Consider the following 24,833-nt stretch of genomic DNA (forward strand, 5'->3'; position numbering starts at 1 on the left):
AGTAAGTCGCTCTGAACTCGCTCAAGCGCTCGCCTGGATAAATGGTAGACCAAGAAAATGTCTTAACTGGAAAACTGCATACGAGGTCTTCTCGGAAGAAGTGTTGCACTTAATTTGACAATCTATCAAATAAAAAAATCCAAGCACGACTCCGTAGAGGGTACTTGGATTTTTGTGCTCGACTTACTTAACTTCCATCCATTTGAAGCTCATATCCGCACCGAACGGGTGACGGTATAATTTATCGATGTTAGCACGTTGCAAGTAAGCTTCACCTTTTTGGTAGATTGGAGCAATCGCGTAATCTTCTGCAAGGAGCATTTTTTCAGCTTCTTGAAGTTCAGACCAACGTTTTGCTTCATCTGGTTCCATTTTTGCATCTTTGACGAGTTGATCAAACTCTTTGTTTGAGTAGTCCATCCGGTTAAAGCTTCCGTCTGTTAACCACATATCGAGGAACGTCATTGGATCTTGGTAATCGGGTCCCCAGCCGGCAGCTGAGATATCGTATTCGCCTTTTGATTCAAGATCAAGGAAGTTTTTGAACGGTTGTTGTTTGATGTTGATTGTCAGACCAGGCAAGTTTTTCTCAAGATCGCCTTTTAGGAATTCAGAGACCTTTTTGAAAGCATCTTCGTCACGTGACAACATACCGAGCTCGACTGTTTTCACGCCGAGTTCTTTTAGGCCGGCTTCCCAAGCTTTTTTCGCTTCGGCTGCATCAAAGCTCTGAAGGTCTGGATATTTCGCACGGAAGTCCTCGCCGTCCGGTGTGAAGGTAAAGTCTTTTGCGACGATGAAGTTAGCCGGTTTTGATCCATCGTTTAAGATGACATCCGTAATCCCTTGTTTCTCGAAACCAAGAGCAAGCGCTTTTCGGATGTTTTCATTTTTAAGGGCTTTATTTTTTTGGTTGAAACGTAAGAAGTTGATGCGGGCGTCAGGGCGCGTTTTGTAGTCTTCTGATTGTTCGTATTGAGAAACGAATTCAGAAGTGATTGGCGCGAAATCGACGTCTTTCGACTCGAACAAGTTAACGCCGGTCGAGATTTCTTTGACGACTTTGACATTAATTTGATCCATTTTGACATTTGCTTTATCCCAGTAGTCGGGGTTCTTTTTATATGTCCAACCAGCGTTCGATTGCCAATCAGATAAAATGAAAGGTCCGTTGAAGTTCATTGACTCGACGTTTGTTGCGAACTTATCCCCTTTGTCTTCGACGAACGACTGTTTCAGTGGTAAGTATGTCGGGAAACTCGTCAAGCCTAAGAAATAAGGAGCGGGTGCTTCAAGTTGAACTTCGAGTGTTTGGTCGTCGACTTTTTTGACACCGAGTTCGTCGAGTTCTGCATCACCAGACATGATTTTGTTGGCATTTTTAAGATCTTGCAGGATGTAGGCATACTCAGCACCTGTCTTCGGATCGAGGGCACGTTTCCAAGAGTAGATGAAATCATCTGCTGTGACAGGTGAGCCGTCCGACCACTTGGCATCCTTACGAAGTTTGAACGTATATGTCTTTTTATCGTCTGATACTTCAACGCTTTCAGCCATACCAGGAGTTGGTTTATTTTCACCGTCAAGACGATAAAGGCCTTCAAAAACGTTGTTTGTCACGATGATTGACGTCGAATCCGTTGTTTTCGTTGGATCGAGTTGTGGAACATCCGTCGTTGAGACGAGTGTTACTTCTTGTTTTTTACTACCATCTGATGACGATTTACCGTTCGAGTCGTTGTCCTGACCACAAGCGGCTACTGCGAGTAGCGCCATGCTCGATAAGCCAGCAAAGGCGATTTTAGTCTGTTTTTTCATGTGAAAGATGACCCCCCGATTAAATTTGAAATAATTTCAGAAAAATGTGAACATAATGTAAATTTAAGTGAAAATGATTAAAAATGCAACATAAATTTTCTGATAATTCTTACTGATCAAGGTCTATCCGCTCAATTCCGAGCTCACTCAAGTAGTCATAAAGTATGAAAATCGTCAGACGGTGAGGCGAATACATCCGTAACGTCAACTGTTTTGGTGTACCGCGTAGACGTATATTGGTAATGCGGATTCCTTTTAATTCTAATGCCTGTTTTACCGATTCAGCCTCAAGATGTTCCGGTAGCATGAGATGAGCGACGATCACATTGGCCTCAAAGCGACTATTGTTAAATCGCTTCATAAACCAGGTGATGCCTTCTAATGAAATAAACAGGAACAGGACCAAAAATGTCGACTCAAAGATAAATCCTGCCCCGACAGCAATCCCGATCCCACTCGCTGCCCAGATAATCGCAGCCGTCGTTAATCCGCTAACGATGTCATGAGGACGACGCAAGATGACACCAGCCCCGATGAAACCAATCCCGGCGACGATTTGTGCGACAATCCGCATCGGATCCATTTGGACATGGGAAGCAATATTTTCATAGAAGATGACTGAATTGATGGAAACGATGGTTAAGAGGCAACTGATCAGGGTAATTACGAGGCTAGTACGTATACCAACCGGTTTATTTTTGATTTCACGTTCGAATCCAATGATGATTCCGAACGTTGCGGCAATCAATAATTTATAGACATCTTCCGGTTGAAACGAATGAATCCACATCATCATCAAATCCTTTCTTTACATAGAAGCAGGTTTTGTTATAATGAATTTTGTGTCTTTCGAATGAATATACGTTTGATATGAATAGATATACAGAGATAAAGGAAGTGTTTACATCATGAATCAACAAAAGATTGGTTTTTTTGCATTAGCAGCGATGGTCATCGGGTCGATGGTCGGAGGTGGCGCATTCAACTTGCCGGGAGCAATGGCTCAAAAAGCAAGCGCAGGTCCGATTTTAATCGGTTGGGGCATTACAGGACTCGGTATGATTATGCTGGCGTTAGTCTTTCAACATCTAGCAAACAGTAAACCGGAGCTTGAAGGTGGTATCTACGCGTATGCACGGGAAGGATTCGGTCGTTTCGTGGGCTTTAACAGTGCCTGGGGATACTGGGTCTCGGCATGGATTGGAACGGTCGCGAACATTACGTTAGTCTTTAATGCACTTAGTTACTTCTTCCCGATTTTCTCAGCTGAAAATCGCGTGTTTTTATTAGGGATGAGCGTTGTTGTCGTCTGGGGATTATTTTGGATTGTCTCGAGTGGGATTAAAGAAGCGACTCTTGTTAACTTAATTACGACAATCGCAAAACTTGTTCCGATTTTAATTTTTATTTTACTCGTCGCGATTGCTTTCAACGTAAAAACGTTTAACCTCAATTTTTGGGGTGAGGGGACAGAACTTGGTTCCATCTTTGAGCAAGTGAAAGGGACGATGCTTGTCACGCTTTGGGCATTCGTTGGAATTGAAGGAGCCGTCGTCTTGTCGTCGCGCGCGAAAAATCGCAGTGACGTCGGTAAAGCAACGGTGACAGGACTTGTCGGCGTGCTTGTCATTTATATCTTGATTTCAGTCTTGTCACTCGGTGTCTTAAGCCAAGAGAAGTTAGCGGGACTACAGGAGCCGACGATGGCCTATGTATTAGAAGCGGCTATCGGACCAGTAGGGGCGACGATCATCATGATTGGCTTAATCATCTCACTTTCTGGAGCATTACTCGGATGGACGATTCTTGCCTCGGAAATTTCATACCTTGTTGCAAAAGATGGTGCATTTCCGAAATTATTTGCGAAGACGAATCGTAAAGGGGCGCCGGTTGGAGCACTTTTGGTCACGCAAATCGCGACACAGGTCGTCGCGGGCGTAGCGTTATTTTCAGCGCAGACCTATCTTGTCCTTTCAAGTATCGCTGGAATTTGTGCCCTCTTACCGTACTTGTTATCAGCGATTTATAGTGTGCGCTTCTCGCGCGCGGAACGAAATATGAAGATGCTGATTTTCTCCGTGATTGCAGCACTTTATTCAGTCTGGTTAGTCTATGCTTCAGGTATTTGGTATATCGTGATTGCAGCTCTCGTCTATGCACCCGGTATCATCGCATATTCGGTGGCAGAACGTGAGCAACAACGAAGTGGAATGTCACGTTATGAAGTAATCGCGAGTGGCGTACTTGTGATTCTTGCAGCAGTCGCCATCTACGGTATGGTCGGCGGTCAGATTGAACTATAAAATTACAAAAAAGCCATGACTCGAAAGAATCATGGCTTTTTGTTGTCTTCTTTAATTTAAATAGTAGAAAACAAAATCATTGAGGTGTGAACCGTGTTTCGACTTCTTTCGTTGATAACGGTTCAGCGAAGATGAAGCCCTGCATTTGTTGACAGGCGGTCGTCTCAAGATAGGCCTGTGCACTCGGGGTTTCAACACCTTCAGCAACAAGATTAAGATTTAAATTTCGACCGAGTTGAATGATGGAATCGAGTAAACCATTTTCACCTAAATCGATTCCGTCGATAAATACTTTATCAATCTTCAACTCGTCAATCGGAAAAGCACTTAAATATTGTAAGGAAGAATATCCTGTTCCAAAATCATCAATTGATAAACGGAAACCAAGCGACTTGATTAACTGCATCCGTTCAATGGTCCGTCTTGTCTGTAGGATGGCAATGTTTTCTGTCATCTCAAGTGTAATGGTTTGCGGTGCAATCAATTTTTTAGCGATGACATGTTGGAGTGTGCGGACGAACGAGTCGCTTTGGAATTGATGCGGTGAAATATTAATCGCCATCGTCAACTTAGGGTCAATGGTTTGTTGCCATTTTGCCAATTGCTCACAGGCTTCAATCACGACCCAATTATTGATCGGGGTAATCAAAGCTGCTTCTTCAGCGAGCGGGATGAACTCAGTTGGTGAAATACTTCCGAGCGCATTATGTTTCCAGCGGAGCAGTGCTTCAAATCCGTCGATATGCTTCGTCTTTAAGTCGACGATGGGTTGATAGACGAGTGAGAGTGCTTCGTCTTCTAGCGCGGTGAACAAAGACCGCTCGAGTTGTACTTTACGCGTAAACTGTTCATCCATTTCATGTGTTAAATATTGAATCGTTCCCGTCCCGATTGTTTTCCCCGAAGACAGAGCCATTTCTGAGCGGCGGAATAAATCTTCGAGCGATTTCGCATCAGATGGATAACGCGTAATACCGAACGTACAAGAAATAATTAACGAGTGTCCATTAATGTAATAGGGACGCTGGACGACTTGCTGGAGCTTACGGACGAATTGGAAGAGTGTATTGCTATTTGAAGCAGGGATTAGCAGACCGAATAAGTCACTTGTCGGATGAAAGGTCAGCATACCTTGTGCCTGTTGTTCAAGGCGGGTTGCTAAAGATTGAAGCAATTGATCGCCGACGTGACTTCCGAACGAGTCATTGATGACTTTGAAGCGATCGATGTCGAACAGGATCAGAGATAGCGGCTGAGCAGCGGATGCTTCCTCGAACAACGGGATGCCTTGACGTAAAAAACCTCGTTTATTCAAAAGGTGTGTCATTTCATTGTGATGGACAAGGAAGTCTAGTTCCTCTTCGAGGCGTGTCGTCTCCGTGATATCCGTCCCGATGAATAAGTGCTGAAAACGAACACCGTTTACATCATAGATTGGGATGAGTGTAGCCTGGAGAAATTTTTCCTCATCTGAAGATGACTTCAGCGGCATTTTACCGGACCATGCTTTTTTCTGTTTGATTTGTGAGCGGATGTTTTGTAACGTCTCCTCTTGAGAAGGATCAAGAAGACGGGTCCAAGGTTGATTCATTAACTTATCCGGACAAAAACCAGTGAAATCAACCATATTTTCGTTGGCATATTTGATGTTGCCACGGGCATCGAGTACGAGAACGCAAGCGATTTGATCAAACGCATACCTTAAATCCATCAAGCCCTGAAACAGTGGTTTCGTAGTCCCATCTGCACTGGATCCCGGAATGCTACAGAAACACGCACCGACTATGTTCTCACTTGTTTTATTTTCAAAGAGTGGCGAAATTAGAAAGTTTGAAGTGAGCGATTGTCCTGATTTGTGCAAAAAAGTAGTGTTCGCTAGCTGAATCGCTTGCCGACGCTCTAAAAAGGAAAACCAGAGTTGTTCACTAAACGAAACATCTTCCGGATTGAGTAAAGGAATCATCTGTCCGAGGACTTCAGCCGCGGACCATCCCCAATAGTCTTCAGCAGGAGTATTCCAAGAATGGACAGTTAAATCGGTATTTAAAATGAAAGCCGGGAAAGGGAAGTTTTTCATCATGACTGCGTAAGAATCAATCGTCGAACGGTCCATCACATGTACACGCTCCTTATTAAAAAAATAACTGGTCAATTGTCTTGTCTATTCCCAATATATTCAATTGTCATGCAGGCAAACCCTCTTATGATATGTAATTTTTATATGAAATTTATCGGGACGAATCTGTTATACTTATTTTGAAAGCGTTTTCTAACGAGTTAAAGGGGGACTTTTTATGAATCAAACAGAAAAAATCATTCAACAGACAGAAGAATTTGGGGCACATAACTATCATCCACTTCCAATCGTCATCTCAGAAGCGGAGGGTGTATTCGTTAAAGATCCAGAAGGTCGTCAGTATATGGATATGCTGAGTGCCTATTCGGCGGTTAACCAAGGACACCGTCATCCGAAAATCATCGAAGCATTAAAACGTCAAGCAGATAAAATTACATTGACGTCACGTGCGTTCCATAATGATCAACTCGGTTTCTTCTATGAAAAAGTGGCGAAGTTGACGAATAAAGAGATGGTCCTACCGATGAATACAGGTGCGGAAGCGGTCGAGACAGCTGTTAAGGCAGCACGTCGCTGGGCATACGAAGTCAAACAAGTTCCCGGGGACGCTGAAATCATAGTTTGTGAAGGGAATTTCCACGGACGGACGATGACTGCGGTTTCGATGTCAACCGAAGCCGAATACCAACGTGGTTTCGGTCCTCTTTTACCAGGAATCAAAACCATTCCTTATGGTGACTTGGAGGCCTTAAAAGGTGCAATCACAGAAAATACGGCAGCATTTATTGTCGAGCCGATTCAAGGGGAAGCAGGAATTCTGATTCCATACGAAGGATTTTTAAAAGAAGCCCAGGCTGTCTGTAAAGAACATAATGTCTTACTCGTTTCAGATGAAATCCAATCCGGTCTGGGACGTTCAGGTAAGTGGTTCGCTTCTGATTGGGATGAAGTGATACCAGATATGTATATCCTCGGAAAAGCATTAGGTGGCGGTGTGTTCCCGATTTCTTGCGTCGCGGCGAACCGTGATGTGTTGAGCGTCTTCAACCCTGGTTCGCACGGTTCGACGTTCGGTGGAAATCCACTAGCCTGTGCCGTTTCGGTTGCTTCGCTAGAAGTGCTCGAAGATGAAAAATTACCTGAGCGTTCACTTGAACTCGGAACGTACTTCATGGAAAAATTAAAACAAATCAACAATCCGATCATTAAAGAAGTCCGTGGACGTGGACTCTTCATCGGAGTTGAGTTGACAGAAGCAGCCCGTCCGTATTGCGAAGCGTTAAAGGAAAAAGGACTGCTTTGTAAAGAAACGCACGAAACGGTCATTCGTTTTGCACCACCACTCGTGATCACGAAGGAAGAGCTCGATTGGGCATTCGAACGAATCGAACAAGTATTAGGTGCATCTGTCACACAATAAGGAATGAAATAAGACTTCTCATCCGAATTCGATGGGGAGTCTTGTTTTTTCAGGTTTGATTCTTCTGAAGAAGGGAAAACATTATTATTCGCTTAAAAACTTAGGGGGTAATGAATATGTCAGAAAACAGTGGTTTGAATAAAAAACTTGATGGTGCCGTCGATAAAGTAGCAGGTAAAGCAAAAGAGGCACTCGGAAAAGCAACAGGAGATAAGTCGACCGAACGTGACGGCAAGAAAGATCAACTAAAAGGTGATGCAAAGAAAACAGTCGGGAACGTCCAGCAAAATCTTGAGGATACGAACCGCCATTAAGTAAGTAAAAAGTACCCACCATACTGGGTACTTTTTTTATGAATAAATTTGTATAAAGGTCTAGTCATTTAGATGTTTATGTGAAATAATAATACCTGTAAAAGCGTTTTCATTGTTTTGTCAGCAATTGTTTTTTTACTTAAGAAAGGATGAAGTGTATGTTGCAATTTCTTCAACGGATTGGTAAAGCGTTAATGCTGCCAATCGCTGTACTTCCAGCCGCAGGGATTGTCCTTCGACTCGGTTCAGCAGATATGTTGGATATCCCCTTGATGGTTGCTGCGGGAGGGGCAATTTTTGATAACCTGCCGCTTATTTTTGCGATTGGTGTCGCGATTGGTCTATCGATTGACGCGAGCGGAGCAGCAGGATTAGCTGGGGCAGTTGGTTATCTCGTATTAAAAAATGGTGTTGATTCGATGAATAAAGATTATTCGAATGCACAAATTCAAGCGAAGTATGATGCCATCGCAGCTATTGTTAATGACTCCTCAACGAAGGCGGATGGTGCGACCTTGAGTGCGATTGCCAATCAGGCGAGTCTTGGGTCGATGGTCAACATGGCAGTCTTCGGAGGGATCATTGCCGGGATTACAGCCGGTTTACTTTACAATCGTTTCTATAATATCAAACTGCCAGATTGGTTGGCATTCTTTGGTGGAAGACGTTTCGTGCCGATTATTACGTCGGCGGTCATGCTTGTATTTGCCTTTATTTTCGGATATATCTGGCCGTTCATCGAAGATGGGATCAACGGTGCCGGGGAATGGATGGTAAGTCTTGGGGCAGGTGGTGCTGCACTGTTCGGTTTCTTTAACCGTCTATTGATTCCAGTTGGTCTTCATCATGTCTTAAATAATATTTTCTGGTTCGTATTCGGTTCGTATGAAAAAGCAGATGGAACGATTGTCAATGGTGACATTGCCCGCTTCTTTGCAGGTGATCCGACAGCAGGGATTTATCAAGCTGGTTTCTTCCCGATTATGATGTTCGCGCTTCCGGCAGCCGCCGCTGCTATGGTAATGGCAGCACGAAAAGAAAATCGGAAAGCAGTCGCTGGGGCGATGATTGGTTTAGGATTAACGTCTTTCCTAACCGGTATCACGGAGCCGATCGAGTTTTCATTCATGTTCCTCTCACCCGTCTTATACGTCATTCATGCTGTCTTAACGGGTGTATCGATGGCAGTCGTCAATCTGCTTGGCATCTTGCATGGGTTCTCGTTCTCGGCAGGGTTCATTGACTATGCCTTGAACTTTGGAATTGCTACAAAACCGTTATTATTAATTCCGGTTGGTCTCGCGTTCGCGGTCGTCTATTACTTCCTGTTCTACTTCATGATTACGAAGTTTGATTTGAAAACACCAGGACGTGAAGATGAATCGCTCGTAACAGACACGGGTGTTGTAACGGGTGTTTCAGATGATAAGTATGAGCAACAAGCAGCAAAAATCTTTGCTGGGCTACAAGGAACGGACAATGTAACAGCGATTGATAATTGTGCGACTCGTTTACGTTTGCAAGTCAAAGATACAAGCGTGATCGATGAGGCGGCGATTAAAGCAGCTGGGGCAAAGGGTGTCATGAAGATGGGGGCAACAAACGTCCAAATCATCATTGGGACGGATGTTGAATTCGTCGCGGATGCCATGAAACGTCAAAAATGAGTGGAAAAAGACCATCGCTGACAAGAGCGGTGGTCTTTTGATGTTTCGACAGAAAATTGTTTAGTGAAAATTACTGTGTTTTTTGAGTAGAAGGTACCGTTTTGTGTTTCGGAGCCTGTGCGTAAATCGGATAAAAAATACCGATTAGGATAATAAGGATTCCAATCCACTGCGAGCTCATTAAATGTTCACCTAAAATGAGGACGGAACAAATGACGGCTGTCGGCAATTCGGCGGCACCAAGTAAGGAAACGCTAGCCGGGCTGAGATGCGGTGCACCTGCAGCAAACAGGAGTGGTGGCAAGATCAAGGCGAATAAGCCAAGTGGAATCGCATACAACAACATACCGTTCTCGAAATTTGATGTAGTCAAAAATGTCGTAGGTGGATACATGATCATGATGAAGAGTAATCCACCCGTCATCATGTAAAAGCTCTTTTTGATGACTGGAAGATGGTTTGCAACCCGTCCGCTCGCGAGTAAAAAGATCGAGAAGCTGATTGCTGCGCCCAATCCGAAAAGTGTTCCACGGACATCAAGTGAACTCGTGTAGGCAGCGCTGGCAAGGATAGCTCCGCCGATCAAAAGAATTGCCGATAAAAAGTGTGCCCGTGACGGCAAACGTCTTGAGAGGATGGAATCAATCACTACACCAATCCATGTGAATTGAAAGAGTAAAATGATCGCGACAGAAGCAGAAATCGTCTGCAGGCTTTGGTAGTAAAGATAACCGGTTGTCCCGCTTGAAATACCGATCACGATTAGCTTGATGGCTGTGCTAGGGGCGAGACGCAGATTTTTAGTGAATAAAGCAAGCATAAAAATCAAAATCCATCCGAAAAAGAATTGGCTGCCGGAAACAGCGGCAGAATCAAACCCGGCTGCATAGGCAAGCTTGACGATAGTTGAGAGGACACCGTAACTGATGGCGCCGATTAAGACAAAAAGTGTTGCTTTTGATCGATTCATATCGTTTCCTCCATGTTTTAAAACGCACAAAAAAGGTTGCAACAGGGCCTTGTCCAGGTTTTTTGGACAGGGTTTGGTTGCAACCTGTGTGAGTTATTTAATGTTGAGACCGACCTCTTCATAAAAGGCGGGTTTTAATTCATTGTAGCGCGCAGTCAAACGATTGAACTCTGATAATGCACTTGTCGCTTGACGGACTATGCGATTCAAGTCGGCTGTTGCTTCGTCAATCTTAACGAAGTTCGGTTTCTCGGTCAAGTAGGAGAGCAACTTTTCTTCTGCGTTCATCGAAGCGGAGTACTGTTTAGCAAATGTCGCAAAAGATGTTTCCCGTTGTTCGATGACTTGAATCAGCTTTGTTCCTTCGCGTTTTGGTACAGTCTCAAGTCCTGAAACGTAGTCTTTCAAGTCTTGGATGTCGAGTTTTGCAAAAGCTTCTCTGCGTATCGCTTTCTCCTGTTTCAATAAAGACGCACGTTCCGCATTCAAAGCAATCAGTTCATCACGTTCGTTTTGCGAACGTTTGATTTCTTCAGCACCTGCGTCGAGGACTGCTTGGTACGTGTTGACTGAAATTTCGTCTTTTCTACTGCGCGTTTCTGCAAGAGTAGTCGCTTTTTGTTCAGATTTAGCGTGGCCTTCGAGTTGGTCATAAAAATCGGTCGAAGAATCCGGTGAACATCCGCTTAAAAGGAATGCGGCAAAACTCGATAGACAGGCGGAGAGCAGATATGTTTTTTTCATCAGTAGACCCCTTATAGATTGGATTGCTGGACGAAGTTATATGGAATATGGAAGTCTTCATCATAAATAGAAAATTGATAACCTTTTTTCTTTAATCCGGCAATGATGGCCGGAAGAGCGCGTAAGGTTTGCGGTTGTTCATGCAACAAAATGATTTCAACCGGATCTTCTGCACGGTTGATAACAGTTTTTGCGACTTCTTTTGCACTGTCTTTGTAATACCAATCCATCGAATCAATCGACCAGTCCCAGACACGAAGGTCGGCGGAGACAATATCTTTCGCAATTGATTTTGAAATACCGGGTGACGAACCATAAGGTGGACGTGTCAGAAGCGGCGAACGTCCGGTTAACTGATGAATCTTTTTTTGGACGCTCAACATTTCAGGGACGTACTGTTTTTTCTTGTAGATCGTCGCATAATCATGTGTTTCACTATGCAATCCGATGTAGTGTCCGGCTGTTGCGACATCTTTTACGATCGACGGCTGTGCATCGATGTTACTACCGATGAAGAAGAAGGTGGCTTTGACCTGTTGTTCCGTTAAGCTGTTTAAAATGTCTGTGGTTAAAGCACTAGGCCCATCTTCGAACGTCAGATAAGCGACCTTTTTTGTCACGCCGTTCCATTGTTCGACCCGTGCCTTTTCCATCGTTGCGATGGGGACTTGTCCAATCGTCGTCACCTTTACAGTTTCAGCTTGATGCTTCGGTTTGATGTATTGATAGGCGATGAATCCACCGATTAAAAGTAAACATAAAGTGAATAAGATCGATAACGTGCGAAAAAATTTTTTCTTAGGCTGTCGGGTTCGTGGTCCTAGGCCAATCGGGTTTCCGTTGTTGTATGAATCCATCGCTGTCGTAGCTCCTTTAAGAAAAATTGTATGGTTTAACTGTAACATTTTGTCTGTTTCATTTGTAACAAAAATATTACAAAAAGATGACCGGTTAAGTTTTTTTAAAATAAAACTCTTTAACTTAGAATAAACCGGAAGAATTTTAGTGTTGTCAAACATAAAAAAGCGGACAAGAAGACCGATTAGGTCTCCTTGTCCGTTTTATGATTTTTACTGTTCAGTGACTGTGCAATCCGTACATTCGGATTGATAAGATTCGCATTGCTCATCCATTTCTTTTCCGCAGCTGGCACAAGTCTTTGCTGGGAGTTGACGATAAAACTCAGCAGATGCCTCTTGATAAAGTGGTTGTTCCATTGTTATATCCTCCTCGTTCTCTTCAATGTGTATCCAACGTCAATTATTATAATCTCATTGTATTAGTACAGAAAGATAAAGTCAACTACTGTTTTATAACAGAAAATAGAATATCGAGTCTTGTCATATGACAGTATTGAAACAGGATGGTACGATATCAAAGTAATTAGATAATATTAAGGGGGATTCCATCATGAATCAAACGTTTTCAGAAACACTACAAACACTCAACGAACGACGGTCAGTTCGTCACTATGACGCGTCATTTACATTAACTGAAACTGAAGTGAAAGAATTGATTGAACTCACAACAGCAGCACCAAGCGCTTGGAACTTACAACATTGGCATTTTGTTGCTTTCCACTCAGAAGAATCAAAACAAAAGCTTGCACCAATCGCTTACAATCAACCAGCAATCACGTCTTCTTCAGTCGTCATCGCCGTGCTTGGTGATACGCAGGCAAACCGAAACTATAATCCGGTTTATGGACCAGCTGTCGAAGCGGGTGGCATGACGGAAGAGTTATTCGACTCAATCAAAGGGCAAGTAGAAGGTGCTTACCAAAGTGCTGCATACGGTCGTGACGCAGCAATGTCGAATGCTAGCTTAGCTGCGATGCAACTGATGCTCGTGGCAGAGGCGAAAGGGCTCTCGACGCTTGCGATGGGCGGTTTCGATCATCAAGTATTCGCTGATACGTTCATTACGGAAGAACGTTTTGTTCCGGTTATGTTGATTGCTGTCGGTAAAGCCGTTGAAAATGCGAAAAAACGCCCGGCACTTCGTTTACCAGTCGATCAAGTGACAACAATGTTATAAAAACAAGGGGCTGACTCAAAAGTAAACATGTGCCACACTCATCTTGTTTAAAAGGAACCACTTGCTTCGCGCGACGCTTACAAAAAAAGCGCGTAAAAAGAAAAGTGATTTCTTTTTGAGTCAGCCCGACTGTTTTTTTATGAAAAATTTATTTTTTTTACGGAAACTACTTGCCAGTTGTTTAGTTTCTTGCTATATTAATAAATGTCCTAGCAAGTACATAACGTACTGCATCATGATTCTGTAGCTCAGCTGGGAGAGCGCTACCTTGACAGGGTAGAGGTCGCTGGTTCGAGCCCAGTCAGAATCATACTAAAAATCCCGTTCATCAAATGATGAACGGGATTTTTTTAAGTTTATTCGTTTGCTTGAAGTTCGTCTTCTGTCACCCACTTGTGATTTTTGACAGTGTCTCCACCAGTCGTCGGTTTGAAGTCAACCATGTAAACGGTTGTTTGTTTAGCGCTGTCGATTGTTGCTTCAGCGCCTTTCATGCCGGTCATATGATCAGCCTCAATCGTCGTCGTGTCACCTTTTTTAAGTGGAGAAGATGGGACTGGTGTCAACTCTTCTTGGACGACCCATTTATGATTGGTCACTTTTTTTCCGCCATCTGTTGGTGTGAAGCTCACGGCGTAAACGGTCGTATCAAATGCACCGGCAATTGTCGCCTCTGCTCCATCCATTCCTTTCATGTGCTTCGACGACATGATTGCTGTTGAGCCGACCTCGAATTTAGGGTTGGCTGCTTTTTTAATACCATCTGGTAAATCCCCGTCACTCGAATGCACCATCCCTTCATGTGAATCCTCTTGCATTTCACTCTGCATGTCATTGTGGTTTGCTTCTTTATCTTGTTCATTCCCACATGCACCAAGCAATAAGGCCGTCGATAAGGCAAGACCTGTTACGATTGTTTTCTTCATTTTAAAATCCCCCTGTATAATGTGATGACACGATTACTTTACCCACTATTCGTGCAGAAACCGTGCAGAAAGCGTGACATTTCTGCATCCTGTACCTTTCCGTTGAAGCCTAAAATTAATTGGTGTTTATAATGAACAAGAAGAGCATGGTATGAGGAGGGATGACTTGAAACGCATATCACACTATATCGGAGTACTATTTTTGAGTGCTTTTTTAGTGACTGGAGGTATTTTGTTTGGTGCTTTGTACTTGAATCTTGTCGGAGACCGTTCGGATGAAGTCATGTTAGGTTTATTGAATCGGGGGGATACGCACCGTGACGTACTCGAGCAGTCTTTCACGGAGCAGACGATTCATCATGTCAGTTTGATGGAATCGACGTCTGAGTTCACGGTTGTCGTGACCGACCAGAATGGACAAGTCAAAGGTACATCTGACCGATTGACGGATGAGATGCGACAAAAACTTGTCCACACCGACTTTACATACCAGAAAAAGAGTCGGATTGTTAATCAATCTGAGACAAAAGGGCACTACTTGATGACAGATAGCCCAATCACGGTATCGGGAAAACATCTGGGTCATGTGTTTATGTTCGCTGAGGCTGATTTAGTACGACGAGTAGTTGACCCGTTAACCCAGCAATTCGTACGAATGGGAATCGTCGCTCTCGTCTTGACAATCTTTGTTGTGTGGTTCTTTACGCGGGTGATTTCACGTCCTTTAATCGAAATGGAGCGCGCGACGGCCGAACTTGGCAGAGGAAATTTGTCGGCTGATTTGCCGATCGACCGGCAAGACGAACTAGGCGCGCTGGCACGGTCAATCACGAAACTGGCGAAAGAACTTGATTTTTTGAATCGCGAACGAACTGAGTTTTTAGCAAATATTTCCCATGAATTACGAACCCCGTTAACCTATATGAAAGGTTATGCGGACATTTTAAGCCGACCCGGTTTAACAGAGTCTGAAAAAGCCTCATATATTACGATTATCCAGGAGGAAAGCACGCAGGTGACGGAATTGATTGAGCAGCTACTTCTGTTAGCACGTTCAGATGAAAATGAATTCTTGGTTAAACGGTTACCTGTATCACTCGAACAGCTCATCCCATCTCTTGTCGAAAAAGTTCGTCCCGCGATTGAATCGGAAGAGTTAACACTAACGGTCATGGGTGATGCTGTAACGATTGAAGGAGATGACGTTCGTCTTGGTCAAGTCGTCTTAAATCTTCTTGATAATGCGCGGAAATATACAGAAACCGGATCCATTGAAGTCAAATTTGGGAAAAACACAAACGGTCCCTTCTTTTTGGTCCAGGATACAGGAATCGGGATAGCGGAAAACGAGATTAAGCGGGTCACAGAACGGTTGTACCGAAGTGAACCGTCGCGCTCTCGGAATCGTGGCGGATCAGGAATCGGCCTGGCGATTGCGAGTGCCATCGTCAAAGCGCATGGTGCTAGCTTAAATATCGACAGCTACCAAGGTAAAGGAACGACAGTAACAGTCCAGTGGGAGGAGTGACGAGCATGGCACGGATATTGATCGTGGATGACGAAGTACGGATGCGGCAGTTGCTGGAGTTGTATTTGAGACCATACGGACATACTTGCCTGTTAGCGGACTCGGCAGAACAAGCCTTACAACTCGTTCAGACGGTTCCGATTGATTTAGGACTGCTGGATGTCATGATGCCCGAAGTCGATGGCTGGACATTATGTCAAAATATCCGACAGTTCGCTGATTTTCCAATCATCATGGTGACAGCCCGAAGCCAACGGGAAGATGTTTTACGTGGTCATGAGGTTGGAGCAGATGACTATTTGTCAAAACCGATTCAAGAAGGGGAATTGCTGGCGCGAATCGAATTGTTAGTAGGGAAGACGCAAAATCAAGCAATCATGTTTCATGGTCTTCGATACGATACTTCTTCCTATCGCTGTGACTATGAAGGCAAGCGGGTGCTATTGACGAAAAAGGAGTTTCAGTTGGTTGGGAAACTCCTGCACTCGAAAAATAGGGTTCTTTCAAGAGAGCGGATACTTGAATCTGTCTGGGGTTATGACCAATCGCTTGAACCAAGAACCGTTGATTCCCATATCCGGCATGTTCGGGAGAAGTTACGTGACGTCGGTTTCCCGATTGATCGATATCTGGAGACGGTTCGTGGTATCGGTTACCGGATGACGGACTATCCTGAGTAGAAAAGAGGTTCCATATGACGACAATCTATCTCGTTCGCCATGCCCACTCGACGTATTCGACCGATGAACGAAATCGGCCGTTATCCGCGAGGGGCAAGCAAGATGCGGAAGCGTTAGTTCCGTTATTTCAAGGTGTTCCGATCGACCAAATCTATGCGAGTTCGTATAAACGGGCACGTGAAACCGTTGAACCGTTAGCAAAAAACCGCGAGCTGATGATTAAGGAGCAGGATGCTTTCGCAGAGCGGATGCTGGCTCCAGGCGCATTGCCTAATTTTCAAGAAGCAGTTCGTTTCGTTTGGGAACACCCGGATGAAAATCCATATGGCGGTGAATCCAATCAACTGGCAACACAACGTGTCGTTGCTAGTACGATGGAGTTACTGCGGACACATCAAGAGGATGTGCTTGTCATCGGAACACATGGAAACATCATGGCCTTATTGATGCAGCATTTTGATGCGCAGCATGACTATGCCTTTTGGCAAACGTTACCGATGCCAGCCGTATACCGACTCGACTTCGAAGGGGAACGCTATATCGGAAGTCGGCAAGTAACAAGGTGAACTAAAAGAGGCAGTGACTTCCGTGTACGTACCGGAAATCACTGCCTCTTTTGTGTATCATGTCACTTAGACACTGACTGCACCTTCGTGTTTTTTAATCAAATCTGCCGTAAGCTGACCGGACAACGTGACCATCGGCACACCGCCACCTGGGTGCGTCGAACCACCGACAAAGTAAAGTCCCTCGTAGAGGTCGCTTTTCGAAGGAATCTTAAAGCCGCCGTTCTTTTTCCGGTCTGCGGCGACACCATAAATCGAACCGCCATTTGGGCCGTAGAGCGACTGAAGGTCTTCCGGCGTGAAACGATATTCAAATTCAATCGATTCGCGTAGACCCTCTAGTCCCATCCGTTCGAGTTTATCGAGGACGACTTCGCGGTACGCATCCCAATCGGTTTTACCGGCCGGGTTTTTCGTAAGCGGAGGTACGTGCGTCAAAACGAACAGATTGTCTTTTCCTTCCGGAGCTTGTGAAGCATCCGATTTCGATGAGACACCCACGTAAATCGTCGGATCATCGGGTGGGACACCGTCTTTGAACATCTGTGCAAATTCACGTTCTGGATCTTCTGAGAAGAAGAAATTATGGTGTTTCAACGAGTGATACTCACGATTGACTCCGAGCAGTAGCACGAGTCCTGACACGGACGGAACAAACGAATCATTCAACTTTTTCGCTTGTTTAACTGCCTTTTTGTCCAGTACAAGATTTTGGTAGGTCGGGATGACTTCGAGATTCGACACGACGACATCAGCCGGGTAGAACGTCCCATCTTTCGCCTCGACACCGACGGCACGTTTTCCTTCGACGACAACCCGTTCGACGGGTGTGTTGACATGGACAGTGACGCGGAGCTCGTCAAGTAACTGTTGCATGGCTTCGGCAATCTTATACATACCACCTTTAACGTAGTAAATCCCGATTCCCATCTGGACGTAAATCATTTGGTTGAAGACGGCAGGTGCTTCGTATGGGTTGGAGCCGACATACATCACCATGTAATTGAATAATTGTTCGAGATGTTTATTGTTCAAATGTTTTTTGGTACCACTCGCCACCGTATTCAATGGATCCATCTTAAGTAATTCAGACATCGTGTGGTATTTCTTTAAGTCTTTTAAGTCTTCGAGACTATATTTATAAAAGCTATCTAAACACAGGTCATACATTTTTTTTGAGTAACTAAAGAGTTCGACAAAATCGGCTTGATCGGAAACTTTTTTGAATTCATCGAGCATGCCGGGCAAGTCACCTTTGACATCAAGTTCCGTACCATCTTCAAAAAATGTCCGCCATTGTGGTTCAATCCGCTCGATTTCTAAATAGTCTTCGAGACGACGGTGCACACTTGAAAACAACTGTTCCAATACCCAAGGCATCGTCAAGATAGAAGGACCTGTATCAAACGTAAATCCTTTTCCACTCCGCTGGTTCAGCTTTCCACCGACGTTCCCGTTCTGTTCGAGCATCGTGACGGCGTATCCATCACCTGCGAGACGAATCGCTGCTGACATTCCTGCTAAACCTGCTCCGACAACCACTGCTTGTTTTTTCAATAGAATCACTTCTCCTTATGTCTTAGTAAATGAAAGGAATCAACCGTTTTCGTTGCATCGCCCACTCTGTATAAGCTGGACCGAAACCTGCTGTGAGTAATGCTTCTTCAATGCGAATTCGGTGACGTAACATAAAGAACATCACAATTCCCGCACCTAACGTGACGAATCCGTTTCCGAAGAAAAGTGGAAACCCGATCGTGATAAACAATAGTCCGGTGTAAAGTGGGTGACGTAATGTCCTGTAAGGGCCAGTACTGACAAGGCGATCACCAGTATTGACGGTGACATGTCGCGTAAATTGTTGCTTCAAATGGAGGATACCCCAGTAGCGTAAAAACACGCCACCTCCTAAACAACTCAAACCGATGACTTTCCAAAAAACATGTTGATTGGTACTACTGAACAGTAGCGAAAACAAAATCGAAAGAGACAAGGTCAACAAAATCAAGTAAAAACTTCGTTGCTCAGCATATGGAGATGGTTCTTTTTGACGATTTCGAAAGAGAAACAACTCGAGTAGCCAAAAAAGTGATACGAGGATGAAGGCATAATCTAAAATAGACATCACAGATACGCCCCTTACGAATAATTCATTATTTGGAAAAAACAGATACGTTACTATTTACCCAAAGTGTTAGTATTTCAATCGTCGAATAGTCGATTGAATGTTTTAGATGGTAAGAAAAATGGTAAATAATGATGTATCGTTCATTGGTCAGCCGTCACGAGCCGTCTTACGCGAAAGAGGTGGAAGCTGTGGCTAAAAAAGATGAGAAGCATCATATCATTACCTTTACCTTTGAAGAGGAAGCAACATCTTATCAAGTGTTCAGTGAACTGAAAAAATACCATGCGAATGGTCAAGTCGATTTTGAGCAAATCGCCATCATTAAACGAAGTGACAGCGGAGCATTTTCATTTGAAGATGCTGTTGATTTGAGTGGTTCGAACAAAGCTTTTAAAGGTTCGTTAATCGGGATGGCAGTCGGAATACTGGGCGGACCGTTTGGGATTTTGCTCGGTTCGATGACAGGGATGCTGATTGGTGGATCAAAAGAATTAAAAGAAAATCAAGCGATTCAAGAGACATTCAAACGGACGTTAGGGGTTATACCACCTGGTAAAACAGGGGTGATCGCGATTGGTGAAGAATTTGAACCGTCAGTGCTCGACGGGCTAGTCGCAAAACATAACGGAACGATTGAACGGACTGATGAATATCTTGAAAAATAATGAGATTAAACGAATAACCCTTCTCGCATGGGCGAGAAGGGTTTCAGACTGTAGACAACGTGCTGTCGGGAGATTAAGCGTTTTTTTCGTCGAGGCACAAGCCGTTGCTCCTTGATCCTCACGGACAACGAGCAGGGTCTTGCCTGCCTCTGAACGTGCGTTAAAAACGCAATTTTTCCCGTAGGAGTCAACGAAACGCGACGCTTTTTAGGGAATACCATGATGGAAAGCCGGGCATGCAGACGGTTTAGAGCGCAATCCGTCTCGAATCGCTTTAAAACCGATTGCCGCTTTGAAGACGAGGCGAGACAGGAAAGATTGCCTCTCGTTATCGTATGTTCACTCTTCATAAGCGTTTGTCTACACGCAAAAACCCTTCTCGCACAGGCGAGAAGGGTTTTTATTAGGCTTTACGTTCTTTTTTGATTTTTTTGAAGAAGAATAACTCATAGACGACAGGTACGATGATTAACGTTAAGAGTGTTGAAGTCGTTAAGCCGCCGATAACCGTCAACGCAAGACCTTTTGAAATCAGCGTTCCGGATGAAGTCGTCAGAGCGAGTGGTACAAGTGCCATAATGGTTGCGAATGCCGTCATTAAGATTGGACGGAGTCGCGTTTTACCGGCTTCGATCAGTGACTCACGAATTGGTAGACCCCGTTTAGTATTTTGACCGATCCGATCGACAAGGACGATTGCATTCGTCGTTACGATACCGATCAACATCAAGAATCCGATCATGACACTGACGGATAACGGTTCGTTCGCTAAGAAGAGCGTGACGAGTGAACCGATTGGGACGAAGATGAGTGAAGATAAGATGATGAATGGAATCCGTGCTTTACCGAACGTGATCAACATCGTCAAGTAAACGAGACCAATCGCGACGACGATCGCAATTCCAAGTGACTGGAAGATTTCGACCGTATCATCATTACCGCCACCACTTGTCAGCGAAACACCATCTGGTAAATCAAGTTTTTCGACATCTGCTTTAACGTCACTTGAAACCGTTTGAACGTTATCGCCTTTGACTTGTCCTGAGACACGGGCGTAGACTTTTCCATCGAGTTTTTGAATCGATGTGAACGTATCAACCGCTTTGACGGTTGCGACATCTGTTAATGGAACAGGGCCAGTCGCTGTGAATAACTGGACGTTTTCAAGATCTTCACGTGAAGTCAAATCTTTTTCATAAGACAATTGAACATCTTGTTCTTTATCATCGAGTGTCAATGTGCCGACCGTGACCGGTTTTGTTTGGTCATTGACGGTACCGAGAATTTGGAAACCAGAGAGACCGAGGTCGCTTGCCTTCTCTGAATCAATTTCGACGAGGAATTGTTTTTGTTTTTCGCTAAAGTTGTTCGTGACATATTTTAAGTCACTATTTTTAGTCATGTTGTCTTCGACTAATTTCGCAGCTTTTTGCAGTGCTTCGAGATCAGTTGAGAACAAATCGACGTCAACGTTGTTGTTTGATGGAGGACCACCAGTCGAAAGTTCTGCGATACTGATTTTAGCGTCAACTTGATCGGTCTTCGCAATCTCATCCATTTGTGTTTCGAGGGACTTGATTGTTTTTTCGACATTCGCACCGGTTTTTAAATTAAGGAAGTAACTTGCCTTATTGTCGAGACGGAGACCTGTCGTGAAGTCGCGTGCCCCAACAGAGGTAGTCACATCTTCAATCGCTTCTTCATCGTCAAACATCTCTTCCATCTTCAGTGAGACGTCACTTGTTTTTTCAAGTGATGTCGCAGCAGGGAGTTCAAGCGATGCCGTCAATGTTTTAGAAGCTTCATTCGGGATGAACGTGAATCCGAGTTGCGGCACGATGGCAAGTGATCCACCGAGTAGTAAGAAGGAGACAATCAAGATAATCGCTTTATGGGATAATGATTTTTCAATCAATCTGCCATACCAGCGTTGAAGGACACCTTCTTTTTCTTCAGCCGGAACCTTTTTGAACGCAAATTTCGCTAAAATCGGAACAATCGTAATCGCGACCAGCAGTGAAGCGAGTAGCGAGAAGATGATTGTTAGCGCGAATGGTAAGAAGAACTTACCGGTAATACCGCCAACGAAACCAATCGGTAAGAAAACGACGACTGTTGTTAATGTCGATGAAGTAATCGCTTTTAAGATTTCCTTCGTCGACTGTTCGATGACTTCATTAGTCATTCCTTGTTCTGATTTTCGGACCCTTCGGAAAATGTTCTCGATGACGACGATACTGTCATCTACGACACGACCGACCGCGACAGCCATCCCACCAAGGGTCATGATGTTCAGTGAAATGTCCTGCCAGTTTAAGAAAATCGCAGCAATCAATAGCGATAGCGGGATTGAGACGATGGCGATGATGGTCGCACGAATATTACGCAAGAACAGAAGTACGGCAATCGAAGCGAATAAAGCACCGAGCAGTCCTTCTTTGACGAGGGTTGAAACGGACTCTTCAATGTCTTTAGCTGAATCAATCCCGATTGTATAATCGATTTGATCATCGTACTTATTGAGAATTTTTGTGACTTGATCGGCGATTTCAACCGTGTTGGCATCTTGTTTTTTTGTGATGGCCATCGAGAGTGAATCTTTTAAGTTATAACGCGTTTTTTCGCTTTGTTTCGAAATCGATTCAATGTCAGCGATATCCTTTAATCGAATCGGTTCTGCTGGTTCTTGTGGTGCCTGACCTGTTGTTTCAGTCGGAGCACCAGGCGCGCCACCTGTAGTACCCGTTGGTGGTCCAGTTGGAGCAGCGGCACCGATGGAAGAAGTCAGCTGGAGGTTCTTGATGGCGTCGAGATTTTCAAGATTTTCTTCGACACGAATCGGAATCTTTGAATCACCTTCTGCAAGTTGACCGGATGGGAACGAAACGTATTTGGCATTGATTTGCTCTTTAATGCTCGAAAGTGACAGACCTGCAGCGGTCGCTTTCTTTTTATCGACAGTGATTTGAACGAGGTCGTCTTTGTAACCACCGACCGAGACGCTGTTGATGCCAGCGATTTTATTCAATTCCGGTTCGATTTGATCTTTTAATAAGGGTTCGATATCTGTTCCATCTTTACTGAAGAATGAGATATTATAGATAGGGAACGAACCAAAGGAGAAACGATTTAATTTAGTGCTCGCTTCTTCAGGAAGGTTCGCATCTTGAATTGCCGCATCGATTTGTTGCTCGACTTGGTCCATGTCCGTATCGAATGGGAATTCGATATTGATGATCCCAATGCTTTCGTAAGCCGAGCTTGAGATTTTTGTCGAGCCTTCAATTCCTTTTAGAGCCGTTTCAAGTTTTGAGACGACTTGTTGATCGACATCCTCAGGGGAGGCGCCGGGGTAAACGGCTTCAACTGAAATTTGTGGGAATTCGATTTCAGGGAATTGGTCGACCTTGAGTTGTGAAAATGAATAAACACCGCCTAAAATTAAAAGAATGGCAATAATGAATACGGCGACAGAGTTTTTCAAACTAAATCGGGTTAAAAAGTTCAAGGGTTGTCCCTCCTTTGTTTTATATGTGCTTAATTACATAGTAGACGACAAGTAAACACGCTGCAACTTTGAAACTGTTTTGATTTTGAAAAAAAACTTAAAAAAAAGGCTTTACACTTTTCAATATGTTGATATAATAAAGACATACCCAGTAACAACACACATGATTCTGTAGCTCAGCTGGGAGAGCGCTACCTTGACAGGGTAGAGGTCGCTGGTTCGAGCCCAGTCAGAATCATACCGAAAACTCGTTCATCTTTTGATGGACGAGTTTTTTTGTCGTAAAAAAAGCTATTCCCTGAATCAAACAGGAATAGCTGACGTTTCATTGAATTTCTAGGTGGAGATCGCCGCGCTTCGTCCAGCCGGCCATCGTCGTTGCTCGGTAGAAAACGAATGTGAGGACACCGGGTAATAAAATACCGGTGACAACGAAGATTGCGAACGCGTTAAATCCTTGATTGACGAAAATATTGAGTGGGGCGATCATCGAGTTCAATCCAAGTCCAGCTAACTCATAAGGAACTTTTAAAGACAGGACGAGGGTTGCGACAGGTGCTGAAATCATAGCAGCTAAAAAGGGAGCGACGACTAGTCGCGGATTTTTGACGATGTTCGGGAATTGCACTTTAGGCGTTACGAAAAATGAAGCAATCAAGCCGCCTGGATCAGTTTGACGATAAGCCATCAAGGTAAATCCGACGAATTGTGCCGAACAGCCGATTAGTGCAGCGGCACTCGCGACCGGATCAAGTTGGAGCGCAATCGCGAGCGCTGCCGATGAGGCGGGTGACATTAAGAGAATACTGAAGATAAGAGCGATGACGAGTGACGTCGCGATTGGTGATGTTTCGACTGAAGACGTAACCATGGCGCTGAATTTCGTGAGTAATGGTGTCGTGACAGCAGCGGCACCAAGTCCAGTGATGCCTCCAGCGAGGACGGCACTCATCGGGATGACCATCATGTCGAACTTCGTTTTACCTGTCATGCGCTTTCCGACAAAAACAGCGACGGCTGCCGCAAGCAGAGCACTGATCGGTTGACCAGGAACCAAGACAAGACCGGCTTCAGTTGGTTGAAGTGCAGCGCCGCCAATCGTTGCCGCAATCATTGCGCTGAACAAGACGAGCGTGTTGCCTCCGAGTTGATAGGCGATACCTGCCCCAAGTGCCGGTGCAAGTAACACTTTTGCAATGCCGCCAATCGTCAGTAACATCTCGATATGTAATAAGTTTCCGAACGTCTCAATCAATAAGCCTACGCCAAGTGTGACGAGTACCGCATTCGCCATCCCAGCTGATACTTTTACCATTCGATCCATCGCATACGCTTTCACTCTTCTTCATCCTCTCTATTTTTCCATTAAAAAAACCTATCCGTGATTGGGATAGGCGCCATGTATAGTGCGGGCGCCTCATTCGATGCATCGAAAGGAGGGCCCGAAAATCGATTCCGGAAACGTTCGGAAAAGTTTTCAGT

21 protein-coding genes, 2 tRNA genes and 1 pseudogene are annotated in these 24,833 nt (G+C 44.4%); 12 read left to right on the forward strand and 12 right to left on the reverse strand.

Annotated features, from left to right (window positions below):
- Positions 1-118 (forward strand): annotated as a pseudogene (locus KNQ04_RS15635) (IS30 family transposase); the annotation flags it as partial.
- A gap of 65 nt (positions 119-183) precedes the next feature.
- On the opposite strand, the gene KNQ04_RS09000 reads toward KNQ04_RS15635, so the two are convergent.
- Both KNQ04_RS09000 and KNQ04_RS09005 read right to left on the reverse strand, forming a co-directional pair.
- Positions 184-1,818: a peptide ABC transporter substrate-binding protein gene (locus tag KNQ04_RS09000; protein ID WP_214849764.1), complete on the reverse strand. Its 1,635-nt coding sequence runs from the start codon at positions 1,816-1,818 to the stop codon at positions 184-186.
- A 109-nt stretch (positions 1,819-1,927) separates the two neighbouring features.
- Positions 1,928-2,614: an MgtC/SapB family protein gene (locus tag KNQ04_RS09005; RefSeq protein WP_251136969.1), complete on the reverse strand. Its 687-nt coding sequence runs from the start codon at positions 2,612-2,614 to the stop codon at positions 1,928-1,930.
- A 109-nt stretch (positions 2,615-2,723) separates the two neighbouring features.
- Here KNQ04_RS09005 and KNQ04_RS09010 point away from each other — a divergent pair, with 109 nt between their 5' ends.
- Entirely contained in the window at positions 2,724-4,121 is a 1,398-nt protein-coding gene (locus KNQ04_RS09010) for a basic amino acid/polyamine antiporter (RefSeq protein WP_214850147.1), read from the forward strand.
- A gap of 76 nt (positions 4,122-4,197) precedes the next feature.
- On the opposite strand, the gene KNQ04_RS09015 is transcribed toward KNQ04_RS09010, so the two are convergent.
- Positions 4,198-6,234 carry a sensor domain-containing protein gene (locus KNQ04_RS09015; protein WP_214850149.1) on the reverse strand — a complete coding sequence of 679 codons (2,037 nt, stop codon included), beginning with the start codon at positions 6,232-6,234 and terminating at the stop codon, positions 4,198-4,200.
- Between the two features lie 181 nt (positions 6,235-6,415).
- Between KNQ04_RS09015 and KNQ04_RS09020 the strand changes: the two genes are divergently transcribed.
- From KNQ04_RS09020 to nagE, 3 genes are all read left to right on the forward strand, one after another.
- Positions 6,416-7,618 (forward strand): ornithine--oxo-acid transaminase, encoded by a 1,203-nt coding sequence (locus KNQ04_RS09020; protein WP_214849767.1) that lies wholly within the window; start codon positions 6,416-6,418, stop codon positions 7,616-7,618.
- Between the two features lie 116 nt (positions 7,619-7,734).
- The gene (locus KNQ04_RS09025) at positions 7,735-7,932 is read left to right on the forward strand and encodes a CsbD family protein (protein ID WP_214849770.1); all 198 of its coding nucleotides are present in this window, start codon (positions 7,735-7,737) and stop codon (positions 7,930-7,932) included.
- 158 nt (positions 7,933-8,090) lie between these two features.
- Positions 8,091-9,599 carry an N-acetylglucosamine-specific PTS transporter subunit IIBC gene (gene nagE, locus KNQ04_RS09030; RefSeq protein ID WP_214849772.1) on the forward strand — a complete coding sequence of 503 codons (1,509 nt, stop codon included), beginning with the start codon at positions 8,091-8,093 and terminating at the stop codon, positions 9,597-9,599.
- Between the two features lie 70 nt (positions 9,600-9,669).
- Here nagE and KNQ04_RS09035 read toward each other — a convergent pair whose 3' ends face one another.
- From KNQ04_RS09035 to yhfH, 4 genes are all read right to left on the reverse strand, one after another.
- Complete coding sequence (locus KNQ04_RS09035; RefSeq protein ID WP_214849775.1) at positions 9,670-10,569, reverse strand: EamA family transporter; 900 nt, start codon at positions 10,567-10,569, stop codon at positions 9,670-9,672.
- A 93-nt stretch (positions 10,570-10,662) separates the two neighbouring features.
- Positions 10,663-11,313 (reverse strand): YkyA family protein, encoded by a 651-nt coding sequence (locus KNQ04_RS09040; protein ID WP_214849778.1) that lies wholly within the window; start codon positions 11,311-11,313, stop codon positions 10,663-10,665.
- Positions 11,314-11,324: 11 nt separating this feature from the next.
- Entirely contained in the window at positions 11,325-12,170 is an 846-nt protein-coding gene (locus KNQ04_RS09045; protein ID WP_214849784.1) for a polysaccharide deacetylase family protein, read from the reverse strand.
- A 213-nt stretch (positions 12,171-12,383) separates the two neighbouring features.
- Positions 12,384-12,530, reverse strand: a complete 147-nt coding sequence (gene yhfH, locus KNQ04_RS09050) for a protein YhfH (protein ID WP_214849786.1) — start codon at positions 12,528-12,530, stop codon at positions 12,384-12,386.
- A gap of 193 nt (positions 12,531-12,723) precedes the next feature.
- On the opposite strand from yhfH, the gene KNQ04_RS09055 reads away from it, so the two are divergent.
- Both KNQ04_RS09055 and KNQ04_RS09060 read left to right on the forward strand, forming a co-directional pair.
- Complete coding sequence (locus KNQ04_RS09055) at positions 12,724-13,350, forward strand: nitroreductase family protein (RefSeq protein WP_214849787.1); 627 nt, start codon at positions 12,724-12,726, stop codon at positions 13,348-13,350.
- A gap of 237 nt (positions 13,351-13,587) precedes the next feature.
- Positions 13,588-13,660 (forward strand) — tRNA-Val (locus KNQ04_RS09060).
- A 46-nt stretch (positions 13,661-13,706) separates the two neighbouring features.
- On the opposite strand, the gene KNQ04_RS09065 is transcribed toward KNQ04_RS09060, so the two are convergent.
- Positions 13,707-14,276 (reverse strand): YdhK family protein, encoded by a 570-nt coding sequence (locus KNQ04_RS09065; protein WP_214849789.1) that lies wholly within the window; start codon positions 14,274-14,276, stop codon positions 13,707-13,709.
- 166 nt (positions 14,277-14,442) lie between these two features.
- On the opposite strand from KNQ04_RS09065, the gene KNQ04_RS09070 reads away from it, so the two are divergent.
- From KNQ04_RS09070 to KNQ04_RS09080, 3 genes are read left to right on the forward strand one after another with little or no spacing between them, the layout of a single operon-like run.
- Entirely contained in the window at positions 14,443-15,804 is a 1,362-nt protein-coding gene (locus KNQ04_RS09070) for a sensor histidine kinase (protein ID WP_214849791.1), read from the forward strand.
- Positions 15,805-15,809: 5 nt separating this feature from the next.
- Positions 15,810-16,484, forward strand: a complete 675-nt coding sequence (locus KNQ04_RS09075; protein ID WP_214849792.1) for a response regulator transcription factor — start codon at positions 15,810-15,812, stop codon at positions 16,482-16,484.
- Positions 16,485-16,498: 14 nt separating this feature from the next.
- The gene (locus KNQ04_RS09080) at positions 16,499-17,050 is read left to right on the forward strand and encodes a histidine phosphatase family protein (RefSeq protein ID WP_214849794.1); all 552 of its coding nucleotides are present in this window, start codon (positions 16,499-16,501) and stop codon (positions 17,048-17,050) included.
- Positions 17,051-17,116: 66 nt separating this feature from the next.
- On the opposite strand, the gene KNQ04_RS09085 is transcribed toward KNQ04_RS09080, so the two are convergent.
- Both KNQ04_RS09085 and KNQ04_RS09090 read right to left on the reverse strand, forming a co-directional pair.
- Entirely contained in the window at positions 17,117-18,607 is a 1,491-nt protein-coding gene (locus tag KNQ04_RS09085) for a phytoene desaturase family protein (RefSeq protein WP_214849796.1), read from the reverse strand.
- A gap of 22 nt (positions 18,608-18,629) precedes the next feature.
- The gene (locus KNQ04_RS09090) at positions 18,630-19,175 is read right to left on the reverse strand and encodes a methyltransferase family protein (protein WP_214849809.1); all 546 of its coding nucleotides are present in this window, start codon (positions 19,173-19,175) and stop codon (positions 18,630-18,632) included.
- A gap of 191 nt (positions 19,176-19,366) precedes the next feature.
- Here KNQ04_RS09090 and KNQ04_RS09095 point away from each other — a divergent pair, with 191 nt between their 5' ends.
- Positions 19,367-19,843 carry a DUF456 domain-containing protein gene (locus tag KNQ04_RS09095; RefSeq protein ID WP_214849811.1) on the forward strand — a complete coding sequence of 159 codons (477 nt, stop codon included), beginning with the start codon at positions 19,367-19,369 and terminating at the stop codon, positions 19,841-19,843.
- A 403-nt stretch (positions 19,844-20,246) separates the two neighbouring features.
- On the opposite strand, the gene KNQ04_RS09100 is transcribed toward KNQ04_RS09095, so the two are convergent.
- The gene (locus KNQ04_RS09100; protein ID WP_214849820.1) at positions 20,247-23,351 is read right to left on the reverse strand and encodes an efflux RND transporter permease subunit; all 3,105 of its coding nucleotides are present in this window, start codon (positions 23,349-23,351) and stop codon (positions 20,247-20,249) included.
- Positions 23,352-23,516: 165 nt separating this feature from the next.
- Here KNQ04_RS09100 and KNQ04_RS09105 point away from each other — a divergent pair.
- Positions 23,517-23,589 (forward strand) — tRNA-Val (locus tag KNQ04_RS09105).
- Positions 23,590-23,676: 87 nt separating this feature from the next.
- Here KNQ04_RS09105 and KNQ04_RS09110 read toward each other — a convergent pair.
- Entirely contained in the window at positions 23,677-24,675 is a 999-nt protein-coding gene (locus KNQ04_RS09110) for a PTS sugar transporter subunit IIC (RefSeq protein ID WP_214850151.1), read from the reverse strand.
- Positions 24,676-24,833 lie beyond the last annotated feature (158 nt).

It is taken from the genome of Exiguobacterium sp. s193, from assembly GCF_018618755.1.
Classification (GTDB): Bacteria; Bacillota; Bacilli; order Exiguobacteriales; family Exiguobacteriaceae; genus Exiguobacterium_A.